Source organism: Streptomyces abyssalis (genome assembly GCF_001751365.1).
In the GTDB taxonomy this organism is placed as follows: domain Bacteria; phylum Actinomycetota; class Actinomycetes; order Streptomycetales; family Streptomycetaceae; genus Streptomyces; species Streptomyces abyssalis.
The window spans coordinates 702,348-716,319 of the sequence record NZ_LJGT01000040.1; the positions used below are offsets into that span (position 1 = coordinate 702,348).

A 13,972-nucleotide genomic window follows, 5' to 3' on the forward strand; every position below is an offset into this window, starting at 1 on the left:
CGAGGGGCGGCTCCGGGCGGGTGGCCGACGGGTGTCGCGGGTGCGTGAGCGGCCGGGCGGAAAACCGGTGTCGTGGGTGCGTGCGCGCATGGAACGATCGGAGATCCACCGCCTCCCAGGTCCGCAGGAGACCCTCGCCTTGACCCCGGTCCCGCCCGGCCCCCGGCCCGAGCATCTGCAGGCGGACTGCGCGAACTGCTTCGGCCTGTGCTGCGTGGCGCTGCCCTTCCTCGCATCCCCGGAATTCGCCTTCGCCAAGGACGCGGGCGAGCCCTGCCCGAACCTCCGGCCGGACTTCCGCTGCGGCATCCACGCCGGGCTCCGCGAGCGGGGCTTCTCCGGCTGCAGCGTGTACGACTGCCACGGAGCGGGCCAGAAGGTCTCCCAGGTCACCTTCGGCGGCCGCGACTGGCGGCGCGAACCCGGCACCGCGGAGCGGATGTTCGAGGTCTTCCCGGTGATGAGACAGCTGCATGAGCTGCTGCTGTTCCTGACCGAAGCGGTGACGCTCCCGGGCACCGGGCCCCAGCGCGGCGAACTGGGCCGTGCTCTGGACGACGTCACGCGCCTCACGCACGGCAGCCCGGACGAGCTCGCCGCCGTGGACATGCGGGCGCTCCGCGACCGCGTCAACGGCCTGCTGCTGCGTACGAGCGAAACCGTACGGTCGCGGCAGCCCGGCCCGAAGAAGGACCACAGAGGTGCCGACCTCACCGGAGCGCGGCTGGCCGGAGCGGATCTGCGGGGCGCGTCGCTGCGAGGGGCCCGCCTGATCGCCGCCGACCTGGTCGGTGCGGACCTGCGGAGCGCGGACCTGACGGGAGCCGACCTGCGGGACGCCGACCTGAGCGGAGCGGACCTCAGCGGAAGTCTCTTCCTGACCCGGTCGCAGCTCGACGCGGCGAAGGGCAGCCCGGCGACCCGGGTCCCGGACGGGCTCGGCCGCCCGGCGCACTGGCGGTAGGCCCTCAGGGCCCCGGCCGTTCGGGCGGGCCGCCGCCGGTCAGGGCACAGTGCCCAGCGGCGGCAGCCTCAGCCGCAGCAGCCCCCGCCGCAGCAGCCGCCCCCGCCGCCTCCCGCCGGCGCGGCAGCCGCGCCGGGGGCGGACGCGGCGGAGGCACCGCCCACAGCCACGGTCGACAGCAGCTTCACCGTGTCCCCGTGGCCGTTGGGGCAGTCGGCCGGCGCCCCCGACTCGGCCATGGGACGGGCCAGTTCGAACTGCGTGTCGCACTCACGGCAGCGGTACTCGTATCGCGGCATGCACGAATGCTACCGGCGCGCGTCAGCCTTGCCGACGGCTTTCAGCCCCCGCCGGCGGACGGCAGGGCCGCCCACGCCCGCACGCCCGCACATCACTGACCGGCGGCCCGCTGCTCCCGGATCTGTTCGACCACCCGCTGGACCGCCTCCTTCACGGCGTCCAGCTCGGTCAGCAGATGCCAGTAGTCAGGGTGGCGTCCCGTCAGCCCGGCCACAGCCCGGTCCACACGCGCGACGGCGTCGTCGAGCGGCCCCGCGTGGGACGGGTCGGGCGTGCTGCGACCTGCCATCGCCAGGCGCTGAGCGTCACGGATCGCGAAACGCGTCCGCTCGACCTCCTTCGTGTGGTCGAAGGAGACCTCGTTGAGCCGCTGCAGCCGGTCACCGGCCGCCTTGATCGCCTCGTCCGCGGAGTTCAGCAGCGCCCGCACCGTCGACAGCTGCGCCGTCGCGTCGGCCCAGCGCTGCTCGTCGCGCGCCTTGCGGCCCTCCGCCAGCTTCTCCTCCGCCCGCTGTACGGACTTGGCCGCCTGCGCCGGCACCTGCTGAAGGTCCTGCCAGCAGGCGGCACTGAAGCGGCGCCGCAGCTCACTCAGCACCGGCTCGACCTGGCCGGCCCGGGTGTGCAGCGCCTGTGCGCGCGTACGGAGCGATGCGAGCCGCTTGTCGGTCTCCGCTGCCCGCTCGGGCAGCCGCTCCGCCTCTCCGCGGACCGCTTCGGCCTCGCGCACGACGCGGTCCGCGCGGCGCAGCGTCTCCTGCACGCCGTGCTGCCCCGCGCCCTCGTTGAGCTTGGTCAGATCAGGGGAGAGCGCCGCGAGCCGGCCGGCGAGATCATCGGCCTTGAGCCCGGAGTCCCGTGTGGCGTCCAGGGCGTTCGACGCCGCCAGCAGGCCCTGCTTGGCCCGCTCCACGGCTGGGGCGAGCCGCGCCAGCTGCGTCTCGGCCTGCGACAGCAGCGGGGCCAGGCTCTCCCCGAACCGCTGCAGCTCGCCCCTGACCCGCTCCAGCTCCTGGCGGGCCTTCGCCAGCTCGGCACGTGCGCGGGCGGCGGCGCCGGCATCGAGGTCGTCCCGGTCCAGGTCGTGGGCGTCGACGGCGGAGATGTACTCGTGGCTGACCTGGTCGATACGGGAGCCGAAGTCCGCGAAGTCCGCGACCGCCTTGCGGGCGGCGGGGGAGTCGTCGACGGCGTTCAGGGTCTCGATGGAGATCCGCAGGTCACGCTGCGCGGTGTCCAGCTCGTAGAAGGCGGCCGCGGCGTCGTCCTTGGCCGCCTGCGCGTCGGCGCGCTGATGCTCCGCACGGGCGCTGCCCCAGCCCCAGCGGCGGGTGCCGCCGCCGTTCATAGCCGCCACCGAACCTCTCCCCGCGTCCCCACGTCCCGCACCAGCGATCGCTGGTCATTCTCCCACCCTGGGCCAACGAACACACGAGCCAGTTCGTTCAACGATACGTGGAAAACACCACCGGACATCCCCCGCGGGCGCCGGAGGCCCAGCCCCCGGCCGCCGGCCGCAAGGGTTTGCGCCGCCCGACGCGGGACAAGGTAGTCTGTGGCCTCGTTCGAAGGGCGCATAGCTCAGCGGTAGAGCGCTTGCCTTACAAGCAAGATGTCACTGGTTCGATCCCAGTTGTGCCCACCACAAACCCGCATGTCAAAGGTCCGCCGCATGATCGCGGCGGGCCTTCGGCGTGTGTTTCCTGTGGGCCGGCCCGCGCAGGCTGACGGCCGGAATCATCTCTCCCTCCCCGGTCGAGCCGGCGCTTCCCGTGTCCCGGGCTCCTCGAGGCCTCGCCCAACTGCCGGGGATCCGGCGGACTTTGAGGTCTGTTGCCTGTGCCGAGCGGCAGTCGGCTCCTGATCCGGCCCGGCGGGAACCGGGGAGCGGGCGGGTTGCGTCTTCGGAGCGTCCCGGCCGCCGCACGGGCGTGACGCGACCGACGGGGGACGACCACTCAGAGGGGAATCGCATCGTGGGAATCCGAAGGGCGCACAGGGCGGGCCTCGCGGGGCTGGCCGTCGCCGCGCTGCTGGCGACGGGTTACGGCACGGCGCAGGGCGTCTCCGTCGGCGAGGACGTGAAACCGGGCGGCGGCCCCGCCGGTCCGGACGGACGGCACCAGCCTGCCGCGGCGGCCGCGGACGACGACTACGAGTCGAAACTCGAACTCGGTGACGGCCGGAAGGTCCACGTGCGGCTGGTGAAGGGCACAGGCGTGCAGGAGCGGCACAAGGCTGCCGGCGGCGGGAAGTGGAGCAAGTGGAAGACGCTCTACAAGACCAGGACCGACCTCTGCCAGGGCGTCGGACTCGCCGAGCGCGAAGGCACCGTCTCGCTCATCGCCGACTTCGGCCTGTACTGCTCCGACGGTGAGCCGCCGACCGAGTCCGTGGCCGGGGTGGGCACCGGCGACCTGACCGAGTGGGACATCGACGTCACCGAGGACTTCGACGGCTGGGACGACACCTCCATCAACGACGACGGCAGCAGGGTCGTCTTCCTCTACGACAGCGACTCCGGTCTCTACACCCTCCGCTGGGAGCGGAGTGAGGGCTTCTCGGAGATCGACCGCCCCGAGGAGTGACCCGGCGGCTCCCCGACTCCCTTGTGTGTCCGGGGAGTTGAGGGTTTCGCGGCGTGGGCGACGGGTCCGTACGGGCGCAGGACACGCCGGGCGGCGGATGCTGTGCCCGGACGCCCGGCGTGTCCACCATCTCGGCATGACAGAGGGCACCGGCCGAGAGATGAGGGATCGGATGAGAGCGCTGACCCGGCTTCGCGTCACCCGCATGACCCCCGGCACCCGTGGCAACCGCGGCACACGCGTGGCCCGCCGCAGCCGTCCAGGCCGTACGGGCGGCGGGCTGTCCGGCGCAGGACGGACCGGGACGGAACGGGGAACGGGACGGTCCCGCCCGGCCGGCCACCTCGTCCGCGCCGGCGGTGTCCTCGCGCTGGCGCTGGCCACCCTCGGCACCGCCGCTCCGGCCGCCCCCGCGCCCGCTGATCCGGCGGCCCCTGCGACCGCTGATCCGACGACCCCCGCGACCGCCGCCCCGGCCACCCGGGCCGCTCCGCTGCCTCCCGCCCCGATGGCCGTCGCGCCGTACCTCTCACTCGGCTGGGGAGACGCGCCGGAACCCGCGGAGGTCATGGCGGCCACCGGCGTCCGCTGGTTCTCGCTCGCCTTCGTCCTCAGCCGCGGCACCTGCGAACCGCGCTGGGACGGCCGCCGGCCGCTGTCCGGCGGCGTCGACGACCGCACCGTCCGGGCCGTGCGGGCGGCGGGCGGCGACGTCATCCCGTCCTTCGGCGGCGGCCTGGGGCACAAGCTCGAACAGAGCTGCGCCGACGCGCAGTCGCTGGCGGCCGCGTACCAGAAGGTGATCGACGCCTACTCCCTCAAGGCGATCGACATCGACATCGAGATGAGCGCCTACCGCAGCAAGGAGGCGCAGCGGAAGACCCTCGCCGCACTCAGCCGCGTGAAGAAGGCCAACCCCGGCCTGGTCACGTACATCACGCTGCCCAGCTACCGCTCCGGGCCCGACCGTTCGCTCATCGACCGTGCCGCGGAGATGGGTGTGGAGCCGGACGCGTGGAGCATCATGCCGTTCTCGTTCGTGCCGTCGGCCAAGGGCGAGGACATGGGACGGATCAGCACGCGCGCGGTCGACGGGCTCAAGGACCGGCTGATGAACGCGTACGGCTACTCGGAGACCGAGGCGTACGCGCACAGCGGCATCTCCTCGATGAACGGGATCACGGGGGAGGGGGAGACGATCACGGTGGAGGACTTCCGCACCATCGCCGCCCACGCGCGCAAGCACGGTCTGAGCAGGCTCACCTTCTGGTCCGTCAACCGGGACCGGCCCTGCGGCGCACGCCCCTACCCCGCGGAGGACTCCTGCTCGGGAGTTGCGCAGAAGCCGTGGCAGTACACGAAGACCCTGGCGCAGCACGGCCGTTGAGCCCGGGCCGCGGAGCAGGGGCTCCCTCTGCCCTACGCCGAGTGCGCCGGCTGACCGGCCTCCCGGCCGTCGCCGGCGTCCTCGGCCTTGCGCCGCAGCGCGTACGCCGCCAGCGTGCCGAATGTGAACAGCGCCAGCACCGAAACCGCCGTCCCGAGCCAGGTCGCGCCCAGCCAGCGCCCCCCGAAGTAGCCGAGACTCACGCTGTACGCGGCCCATGTGAGCCCCGCCAGGGCGGACCACGGGACGAACTCCTTCGCACGACGGTGCGCCGCACCCGCCGTGAGGCTCACGACGGAGCGCCCCGCCGGGGCGAACCGCGCCAGCACGACCAGCGCGCCCCCGCCGCCCGCGAGCGCACGGCCGAGCCTCTCCTGAGCCAGCCTCAGACGGCGCGAGCGGGACAGGGCGCGGTCGAAACGGTCACCGCCGCGCCGTGCCATGCGGTACGCGACGAGGTCGCCGAGCACCGAGGCCGTGGCCGCGCACAGCACCAGCGCGAGGATCTCAGGTACGTGCGCCGACTCGGCGGCATGGCGGGCCTGGTCGGGCAGATCCGCGGCGCCGGCGGCTGTGGTGGTGGCCGTGGTGGCCGTGGTGCCCGCCACGGCTGTCGCGGCCGCGACGACGAGCACACCGCTGGGCAGCAGGGGAACGAAGACGTCCAGCAGCACGGAGGCCGCGATCACCCCGTACAGCCATGGGGACCCGGTCACGGATCCCAGGAACTCCAGCACCGTTCTTTCCCCCGTACCTCTCAGTTCGCTGCGCCGCTCCGCGTGTCACGTCAGGTTCAGATCAAGAGTCAGTCCAGCGTACGCCCGCTTGTTGCGGCGGGAGCCGCTGCTGCGTGCGGGATCGATCTCGGTCCTGTCTCAGAGCAGTAACGGATCTTCAAAGGGCCGGGGGAGCACTCCGGGGCAGCCCGGGGGAAGATCAACTTCCCGTGTGGCTGGGCTCGTTGGGGGACGCGGAGGCCGGTGGGTCCTGAGGGGATACGAGCGTCCGCCGGTGCACCTCGTCCAGACGCGAACGGCTGCCGCGTCCGGCGCCCGGAACACCGCCCGGGCTGTCCGCCCCCTCGGGAACGGCCCGCGCCTGCTCCAGCGACAGCTCAGCCGAACGGCCGCGCAGCCGCAGCGTCATGAGCTGGTTGCCGAACCAAGGGCCGCCGGAACGCTTCCACTTGACCAGCGGGCGTCCCGTACGTCCGTGGCGGGCCAGCGCACGTCCCAGGCTGCGGCCGGCCCGGCTCCAGCCGAAACGGAACCCCGCGCGCATCACCGCGGGGACGCTGTTGTGCATCGGCGAGCAAGTCAGCTGCAGAACAAGGGAGTTCACCGGGCGCGGGAAGGCGGGCTCGCTGACATAGGCGTGGTGCACGTCGCCGGACAGGACGCACACCGTCGAGGGAGCCGCGTGCGCGCTTGCCACCTCTTCGACGAGTTCGCTCAGCGCGTCGAATGAACGGGGATAGGCGGCCCAGTGCTCCAAGTCGGCGGCGCGCCGCATCCGTTCACCGAGGCGCGCCCAGCGCTCGCCGCGTGCGCCGCGGCACAGGGCCGCGTTCCAGGTCTCGGCGTCGTGGATCGCAGGCGGCAGCAGCCATGGCAGTGACGTGCCCAGGAGGAGGTGGTCGTAGCCGCTCCCGGCTCCGTGCACGCCGGTGGTTCCGTGAACGCCGGCGGCCCCGTGGGATCCGGGTCCGGCGGTGCCCGCGAGGTCGTGGTCCTGCGGACCCGTCCCGGTCAGCATCTGCTCGCGCAGCCATGCCATCTGCTGCTTGCCGAGCATCGCGCGCTCCTGCTCGTCGAGCACACGTGCCGCCCGCGTGTCGACCATCAGCATGCGGACCCTGCCGAAGTCGCGGCGGAAGCTCCAGCGCGCAGTGTCCGGGTATGTGTCGACGCGCTCCACGAACTCGCGCAGCACCGCTGTGCCGTCCCCTGCCGCACGTACGGCAGCGAAGACCGGGTCCTCTGCGAGCTCGCCCGGCGAGAGGTTGCCCAGATGCTGATAGACCCAGTACGACGCCAGGCCGCCCAGTATGCGCTCGCGCCACCAGCCGGTCGCACGCATCTCGGTGCGCCATGCGTCGCTGGTGTTCCAGTCGTCTATCACGTCGTGGTCGTCGAAGATCATGCAGCTGGGGACGGTGGAGAGCAGCCAGCGCACCTCCGGATCCGTCCAGGACTCGTCGTAGAGGAGCGTGTATTCGCCGAAGTCCGCGACCTGGTTCCACGGGGGTTCCGTCAGGTCGCGTCTCTCCGCGAGCTTCGCCCGTACGTTCTCCGAGGTCTCGTCCGCGTAGACCTGGTCGCCGAGGAGCAGGAGCACATCCGGGCGGTCGCCTCCCGCGATGGCGCGCTGGGCGAGGGCGTCGAGGGCGTCGGGGCCGACCGGGTCGTGGTTGCTGCCGGAGGGGCGGGCGGCCCAGCGGCACGAACCGAAGGCGACGTCGACGTTGCCCGTGCCGGGGGCGGGTGTGCGGATGGTGCTCGGGGGGAGCGGGGAGCCGGGCATGGGCCAGACCTCGCTGCCGTCGAGGAGCAGGCGGTAGGCGGTCTCGGTGCCGGGTTCGAGGCCGACGACCGTGATCAGGGCGTAGTGGTGGCCCGCGATCTGCCAGGTGCGTGCGGTGCCGCCGGCGGTACCGGAGTCACAGCGGACCTCGGCCTCGGCGGGGCCGTCGGTCTCGATCCAGATCGTCGCCGTGTCCTCGTCGACGTAACGCAGCAGCGGTCCCAGGCGCAGCCTGCCCATGGAGTTCTCCCTCCGTCGTCCCGCACGGTACGGAACGACCAGGGCAACCGGCGAGTTTCCGACGAGGAGAGCGGTGCTCTTTGTCTTGGCGGCTTGTCATGGCGGAGGAGATCGGAGCGGTGCTTCGTTGCGAGAGCAGTGCTCACGGTGCTCACGGGCACGGTGCTCACGGGCTGGGCGTGGGGAGGGGTGCTCCGGTCCGAGAGCGGTGCTCACCCAGCTGTGGCGGGCGGAGCCTGGCGCCCGGGCCCGCATCCGTCTGCGCAGAGAGCACCGCTCCGAAACAGAGAGCACCGCTCCGAGGCAGGGAGCGTCGCTCCGAAACAGAGAGCACTGCTCCCCTGCGCCCAAAGAGCACTGCTCCGGAATTGCCCTGACCCTCCGCGTGGAGGCGTGCATTCCGGAGCAGTGCTCTGGGTTGTGAGCGGCGCAGTGAACGGAGCCCCGGCCAGACCGTGAATCGGGGGTCCGGTCCAGTCCGGCCCAGTCAGGCCCGGCCGCCGCGCGCCCGGCCCGCCGCCGACCGGCTCACCAGGTGAGGGCTGCCCGCCGCCGACCCGCTCAGCAGGTGCCGAGTGCGTCGTTCAGTGCGCTCTTCTCGGCCGAGTCCGCGGTCATCTTGTAGGTGTCCTTCACCCAGATCCACATCCGGGCGTAGGTGCAGTGGAAGCTCTCCTTCGGCGGCATCCACTCGGCCGGGTCCCGGTCGCTCTTCGACTGGTTCACGTTGTCCGTGACCGCGAGCAGCTGCGCGACCTGCATGTCGTTGGCGAGCTTCTCCCGCTCCTCCTGAGTCCACTCGCTGGCGCCCGAGGTCCACGATTCGGCGAGCGGCACCATGTGGTCGATGTCGACGTCCGAGGGGTCGGTCCACTTTCCGTCGTCGTAGGGGCTGGTCCAGGAGCCGCTGGTGGGGTAGCAGTCGCTGCCCGTCTCCACGCCCTCGCCGTCGCGCTTGAGGACGGCCTCGCGGGTGTCGCACCCCTCGCCCTGGTCGCTCCAGTGGGGGAACTTCTCGCGGTCGTAGCCGTCCATGGAGCCCTCTGCCTGCTCCGACAGCCCGTCCAGCATGGTCTTCGCCTCGGAGGCGCTAGGTGGCGCGGGCGGCTCGGCCTGGGCGGGAGCGATGCCGGTGGTGAAGAGCAGCAGCCCGGCGCAGGGAGCGGCGATTGCGGTGATTATGACCGACTTGCGTCGACGCGCGTAGAGCTTCGTGCGTATGCGCTTCTGCATACGGACTCCCTCGTTGTGGGGGGAATTGCGAGGCGTACGCCCCGTGGGACTGATCGTGCCGACGACACGTTGCCGGGAGGCAGGCGTCAGGTAACAGCGTGACGACGTGTTCACGTCACATCAAGGGCTTGGTCACAACTCCCCGCTGACCGCGCCTTTTTCCCTCCCCTTTCCCTCTCCCGGCGCCCGTCCGGAGGCGGATCGCGCACGGACGGGCGCATCGTCTAGCCTTGCGTCCAGCAGAAGGGGAGTAGCTCTTCGCCGGACCGTCGACACACTGGGCGGGCTTCCGGTCCGCGGCCACCGCCGTCCGTAGCGGTGCGCCGGCGGCCGTTCGTCCCGCCCCGGCGCCCGGAGCGCGGCATCCCGGACAGGCAGCGGCACGCGGCCGGTTCGGGGTAAGGCGCCAGCGAGACCTTCGGCCGAGCAGTGTCCGTCATGTACGACGCTGCCGTGCCGAAGCGTGCTCCGCTCCGGTACGGCGGCCCTTTCCGGAGGACCCCTTCAGTGATCAGCCTCTCCGTCGCCGCCGTCGTCTTCGGTGTCGTTTTCCTCGCCGAACTGCCCGACAAGACAGCTCTCGCAGGTCTCGTACTGGGCACCCGCTACCGCGCTTCGTACGTCTTCGCGGGTGTCGCCGCCGCCTTCGTCCTGCACGTCGTCCTCGCGGTGGCGGCCGGCAGTGTGCTGACGCTGCTTCCGCACCGCATCGTCCAGGCCGTGGTCGGCGTGCTCTTCCTCGCCGGCGCAGCGGTGCTGCTGCTGAAGAAGGACGGAGGGGAGGCAGGAGGCGAGGGCGAGGAGCAGGCGAAGGCACCGGACGGCCGGTCCTTCTGGAAGGTGGCCTCCAGCGGCTTCATGCTCATCCTGGTCGCGGAGTTCGGAGACCTGACGCAGATCATGACCGCCAACCTCGCGGCCCGGTACGACGATCCCCTCTCGGTCGGTCTCGGTGCGGTGCTCGCGCTGTGGTCGGTCGCGGCCATCGGGATCATCGGCGGACGGACGCTCATGCGGTTCGTGCCGCTGCGGCTGATCACCAGGGTCGCGGCACTGCTGATGACGGGTCTCGCCGTGTTCAGTCTGTACGAGGCCGTGGCGCCGTGACCCGCGCCCCCGGCACCCCGTGAGGCGTGCGTCTGGAACGTCCCTCGCCGGAGCGGGACTTCCCGCTCGTCGCCGCGGACGGGCAGTCAGGGAAGGGGCTTTGGTTCTCCTCACCGCTCGCCCGGAAGCCGGGCCCTCCCGCGGCGTGTTCGAAACCCCTCACCGAAGTAGCCCTGCCCGCACGGTCGTTCGGCGGTCGTTCGGCCTTCCCGTCCTCATTCCGGTGCGGGAAGGCGCGGGAAGGCGCGGGGAGGAACGAGCAAGTGACGGAATGACCCTCGTCACTCTTCGCACGTCATTTCGGACTGCGGTTGACCCACCCTCCCACGAGCCGCGTAAGGTGCACGGCTGGACAGTCACTGGCGATTCGGGTGGCGTCGGCGCGTAAAGGGCGTGCCGGCAAGACCCAGGGGAGGGGCCGGGATGACGGCGCATAGATGCTGCCCGGAGTGCGGTGCGGAGTTGACCGCCGACGGGGGGAAGTTCTGTGGCTGCGTAGGCCCGTTCACGGCTGAGCATGTCGACCCGATGCACATACGTCCGTACGTCGACCTGCCGGAACCCGAGGACGCGGGGTCGCAGACGCCCGACCTCGAACCGTTCGCCCGCTGCGGGCAGGGGGAGACCGCCGAACTCCCCGTGCTGCGCCGGTTCGACGGGCCGTACGAGGACGAGCCGTACGAGGACGAGCCGTACGGTGACCTCTCCGACGGTTCGTTCGACGCCCCGTACGGAGGTCCGTACGGCGGTCCCGTTGAGCGGGAGCCGGGCGCGCCCGCCGCACCGCTCGCCTCTGCCGCGTCCGACTCGCGAGGAGGCAGCCACCGCCGCCGGAAGGGCCGCGGAGCCTACGCCTACGGACAGGACGAGGCGGCCGGCAAGCGCCGCCGCCCCGCCAAGGCCGCGCTCGCGGCGGTCGGCGCCGTCGCGGCGCTCGGCGCGGGACTGCTGACGACGCAGGCGCTCACGGGTGGCGGCAGCGGCGACGACCGCAGCCTCAGCACCGACGACACCGCTCTCCCGGATCCCCCCAGCGGCGGACCCACCGAGGAGCCGTCCCGCACGGATGAGGGCAAGCGCGACAAGAAGCCCTCGGCGAAGCAGACCGCGCGTACCGGGTCCGGCAGCCCGCGCGCCGACCGTGACGGCGGCGACCGCGGCGAACGGGCCCCCGCCCCGTCGCGTACGTCTCCGTCCTCGTCCTCCGCGCCCGGCACGCCCGGCGCTCCCGGCTACGACGGCGACCGCGGCAACGGCTGGGGCTGGGGCGGAGGCGGAAACCACGACGGCGACCGGGACCGTCCGCGGCCCCCGCAGGAGCCGACGCAGCCGGGCGGCGAGACGCTCCGTCCCGGCGACAGCGGCCCGGAGGTCGCCGAACTGCAGCGCCGGCTCAAGCAGGCGGGTGCGCTCGACGAGAGCGCACCGGAGGACGGTGTCTACTCAGGGGACGTGCAGCAGGCGGTCGCCCAGTACCAGGCGCGCAACCAGGTGCGCGGGGACGAGTTCGGCGAGTACGGACCCAGCACGCGCCGCTCGCTGGAGTCCCACACGACGGGCTGAGCGGGCGGCCACAGCCACGAGAACACAGGCCATCACGGGCACACCGGCAGGCACAGGCGCAGCCCTGGGTACCGCCTGCGGCCTCGGGCGGACCCGTACGGAGGTTCCGGACTGGCGCGGGACCCAGTCTCTTTGTATCGTGATGGAACAAAGTGGCCCCGCCCGCTTCCCCTGCGCCAGGCTGCCTGGCCCGCGGGTCCCCTGACCGGCGGGCGGGACCACTTGGTTCTGTCCCAGCGCGTTAGGGAGCCCGCAGACCATGCCGACACCGCTACCGCAGCAGGAACCGCAGCCGTTGCAGGGGGAACCGGGGCAGCGGCCGTCCCTCACCGCCCGCGGACTGCTCCTCGACATGGACGGCACCCTCGTGAACTCCGACGCCGTCGTCGAACGCGTCTGGCGCGACTGGGCAGCGTCCAAGGGTCTCGACCCGGCCGCCGTGCTCGCCATCTCGCACGGCAGGCAGGGTCACGAGACGATGGCCGAGGTCCTTCCTGACCGCCCCATGGAGGTCAACCACGCGGAGAACGCGGCGCTTCTGGCCCGTGAGACGCGTGAGCTGGACGGCATCGTCCCGGTGGCCGGAGCCCTGGCGTTCATGGCGGCGCTCGTCCGTGTGCCGCACGCGCTCGTCACGTCCGCGGACACCGCTCTGGCGACGGCCCGGATGGACGCGGCGCAGGTGCGGATGCCCGGTCTGTGCGTCACGGCGGAGAGCGTGAGCGCGAGCAAGCCGGACCCCGAGGGATTCCTCAAGGGCGCCGCGGAGCTCGGCCTCCCGCCGGAGGAGTGCGTGGCCTTCGAGGACTCCGGCGCCGGCATCGCGGCGGCGCGGGCCGCGGGCATGCGGGTCGTCGGGGTCGGGCCGAGGGCGGCCGCGCACGGCCCGACGGTTCACGTCACCGACCTGACCCGGCTGACGGTCGAGCCCCTTGCGGACGGGAGCGTCCGCCTCTGCTTCACGGACTGACCGGTCCCGCGGACCGGCCGGCATGTGCCGCCGGGCGGCGGCGGGCTCGTCAGGGCTCGCGGCGGAACAGGGCCGTCCAGAGGAAGGGTTCGCCGAAGTACGCGGACTCCGGCGGCTCGTCCCGCATACGGCGCAGCTCCAGCTCCGTCAGATCGGAGAAGATCCACCGCAGCGACTCCGGTGTATAGGCGAGGCCGCCTTCGAGGCGCGCACGGCGGTAGAGGTCCGCGTCCCCGAGTTCGCATCCCATCCCGCCGGCCGCGAAGCAGACCAGGCCCAGATGGCCGCCGGGTGCGAGGACGCGGTCGAGCAGGGCGAGATAGCTGACGCGGCGGTGCGGCGGCAGGTGATGGAAGCAGCCGGAGTCGTAGATCAAGTCGTACGGTCCGCCGAGTACGCCGGAGCGGCCCGAGTCGTCGGACCGGCCGGAGCCGCCGGCCTTGAGGTCGAACGCGTCACCGCAGTGGAAGCGCACACCGGCTCCGGCCTCACGTGCGCGGTCGCCGGCCCAGGCGATGGCAGCCGGCGACAGGTCCACGGCGTCCACCTCGAAGCCGAGCGAAGCCAGGTGGAGGGCGTTACGGCCGGGACCGCATCCCAGGTCGAGCGCGCGGCCCGGAGTGATGAGGCCGCGCTCGCCGTACGAGGCGAGGTTCTCGTCCGGCCGCGGCACGAAGAACGGCACCGGCCGCGCCCGGTCCGCGTAGAAGCCGTCCCACCAGTCGGCCGCGCCCGTGGTCCAGCGGTCCGCCTCCGGCTCGAACAAGCCGTCCAGAAGCCTGAGTACGTCCTCCGCGCTGCGGATGTTCCGGTCCATCCGACCCCCCCTCCCCGTGCCTCGGCAATCCTGGTTCCGCCGAGGCACGGGAACCGCAGGTCCGGCCCGGCCAACCTGACCGGCGTACCGGGCCGTGGACGTCCGGAACACGGCCCCGCCGCCCGACGGCTCACCACGGGAGCGGCAGATCCCGCCCGTGCGCCGCCCGCGCATGTCTGCGCAACCTCACCCGGGCGTCGGTCTCCGCGCTCCGGTCGTACTCCCTGGCCGCCTTCTCCACCAGCCCCAGCATCGCGGTGCACACCGGGCACTCCTTTGC

General features: G+C 72.4%; 13 protein-coding genes and 1 tRNA gene. 7 read left to right on the forward strand and 7 right to left on the reverse strand.

The window, feature by feature from the left end:
- The first annotated feature begins 88 nt into the window (after positions 1-88).
- A complete protein-coding gene (locus tag AN215_RS17940) occupies positions 89-964 on the forward strand; it encodes a pentapeptide repeat-containing protein (protein ID WP_079123256.1) in 876 nt (291 codons plus the stop codon).
- 68 nt (positions 965-1,032) lie between these two features.
- Here AN215_RS17940 and AN215_RS17945 read toward each other — a convergent pair whose 3' ends face one another.
- Both AN215_RS17945 and AN215_RS17950 read right to left on the reverse strand, forming a co-directional pair.
- On the reverse strand, positions 1,033-1,263 hold the full coding sequence (locus AN215_RS17945) for an FmdB family zinc ribbon protein (protein ID WP_070011736.1): 231 nt from the start codon (positions 1,261-1,263) through the stop codon (positions 1,033-1,035).
- A 92-nt stretch (positions 1,264-1,355) separates the two neighbouring features.
- Positions 1,356-2,612, reverse strand: coding sequence for a coiled-coil domain-containing protein (locus AN215_RS17950; protein ID WP_171904243.1), 1,257 nt, complete (start codon positions 2,610-2,612; stop codon positions 1,356-1,358).
- Between the two features lie 222 nt (positions 2,613-2,834).
- Here AN215_RS17950 and AN215_RS17955 point away from each other — a divergent pair.
- From AN215_RS17955 to AN215_RS17965, 3 genes are all read left to right on the forward strand, one after another.
- Positions 2,835-2,909, forward strand: a tRNA-Val gene (locus AN215_RS17955).
- 331 nt (positions 2,910-3,240) lie between these two features.
- On the forward strand, positions 3,241-3,852 hold the full coding sequence (locus AN215_RS17960) for a hypothetical protein (RefSeq protein ID WP_216093844.1): 612 nt from the start codon (positions 3,241-3,243) through the stop codon (positions 3,850-3,852).
- Positions 3,853-4,024: 172 nt separating this feature from the next.
- On the forward strand, positions 4,025-5,239 hold the full coding sequence (locus AN215_RS17965) for a chitinase (RefSeq protein WP_245694534.1): 1,215 nt from the start codon (positions 4,025-4,027) through the stop codon (positions 5,237-5,239).
- Between the two features lie 32 nt (positions 5,240-5,271).
- Here the strand turns inward: AN215_RS17965 and AN215_RS17970 are convergent, their stop codons facing one another.
- The 3 genes from AN215_RS17970 to AN215_RS17980 form a co-directional block, all read right to left on the reverse strand.
- Positions 5,272-5,976, reverse strand: a complete 705-nt coding sequence (locus AN215_RS17970) for a DedA family protein (RefSeq protein ID WP_070011738.1) — start codon at positions 5,974-5,976, stop codon at positions 5,272-5,274.
- Positions 5,977-6,175: 199 nt separating this feature from the next.
- Positions 6,176-8,002 carry an alkaline phosphatase D family protein gene (locus AN215_RS17975; protein ID WP_070011739.1) on the reverse strand — a complete coding sequence of 609 codons (1,827 nt, stop codon included), beginning with the start codon at positions 8,000-8,002 and terminating at the stop codon, positions 6,176-6,178.
- Between the two features lie 561 nt (positions 8,003-8,563).
- Positions 8,564-9,235, reverse strand: coding sequence for an HNH endonuclease family protein (locus tag AN215_RS17980; protein ID WP_070011740.1), 672 nt, complete (start codon positions 9,233-9,235; stop codon positions 8,564-8,566).
- A gap of 507 nt (positions 9,236-9,742) precedes the next feature.
- Here AN215_RS17980 and AN215_RS17985 point away from each other — a divergent pair.
- The 3 genes from AN215_RS17985 to AN215_RS17995 all read left to right on the forward strand — a co-directional run bounded on the left by AN215_RS17985 (position 9,743) and on the right by AN215_RS17995 (position 12,875).
- The gene (locus tag AN215_RS17985) at positions 9,743-10,342 is read left to right on the forward strand and encodes a TMEM165/GDT1 family protein (protein ID WP_070011741.1); all 600 of its coding nucleotides are present in this window, start codon (positions 9,743-9,745) and stop codon (positions 10,340-10,342) included.
- Between the two features lie 528 nt (positions 10,343-10,870).
- Entirely contained in the window at positions 10,871-11,905 is a 1,035-nt protein-coding gene (locus AN215_RS17990; protein WP_070031201.1) for a peptidoglycan-binding protein, read from the forward strand.
- Positions 11,906-12,164: 259 nt separating this feature from the next.
- Complete coding sequence (locus AN215_RS17995) at positions 12,165-12,875, forward strand: HAD-IA family hydrolase (RefSeq protein WP_070011743.1); 711 nt, start codon at positions 12,165-12,167, stop codon at positions 12,873-12,875.
- Between the two features lie 49 nt (positions 12,876-12,924).
- Here the strand turns inward: AN215_RS17995 and AN215_RS18000 are convergent, their stop codons facing one another.
- Positions 12,925-13,692: a class I SAM-dependent methyltransferase gene (locus AN215_RS18000; RefSeq protein ID WP_070011744.1), complete on the reverse strand. Its 768-nt coding sequence runs from the start codon at positions 13,690-13,692 to the stop codon at positions 12,925-12,927.
- Positions 13,693-13,822: 130 nt separating this feature from the next.
- Positions 13,823-13,957 (reverse strand): hypothetical protein, encoded by a 135-nt coding sequence (locus AN215_RS30670; RefSeq protein ID WP_275521395.1) that lies wholly within the window; start codon positions 13,955-13,957, stop codon positions 13,823-13,825.
- Positions 13,958-13,972: the final 15 nt, after the last annotated feature.

Bases quoted from the DNA above. Each gene is read 5' to 3' on its own strand.
- AN215_RS18000 (WP_070011744.1), bottom strand. From the start codon at position 13,692: ATGGACCGGAACATCCGCAGCGCGGAGGACGTACTCAGGCTTCTGGAC.
- AN215_RS17965 (WP_245694534.1), top strand. From the start codon at position 4,025: ATGAGAGCGCTGACCCGGCTTCGCGTCACCCGCATGACCCCCGGCACC.
- AN215_RS17975 (WP_070011739.1), bottom strand. From the start codon at position 8,002: ATGGGCAGGCTGCGCCTGGGACCGCTGCTGCGTTACGTCGACGAGGAC.
- AN215_RS17980 (WP_070011740.1), bottom strand. From the start codon at position 9,235: ATGCAGAAGCGCATACGCACGAAGCTCTACGCGCGTCGACGCAAGTCG.
- AN215_RS17950 (WP_171904243.1), bottom strand. From the start codon at position 2,612: ATGAACGGCGGCGGCACCCGCCGCTGGGGCTGGGGCAGCGCCCGTGCG.
- AN215_RS17995 (WP_070011743.1), top strand. From the start codon at position 12,165: ATGCCGACACCGCTACCGCAGCAGGAACCGCAGCCGTTGCAGGGGGAA.
- AN215_RS17945 (WP_070011736.1), bottom strand. From the start codon at position 1,263: ATGCCGCGATACGAGTACCGCTGCCGTGAGTGCGACACGCAGTTCGAA.
- AN215_RS17990 (WP_070031201.1), top strand. From the start codon at position 10,871: ATGCACATACGTCCGTACGTCGACCTGCCGGAACCCGAGGACGCGGGG.
- AN215_RS17940 (WP_079123256.1), top strand. From the start codon at position 89: ATGGAACGATCGGAGATCCACCGCCTCCCAGGTCCGCAGGAGACCCTC.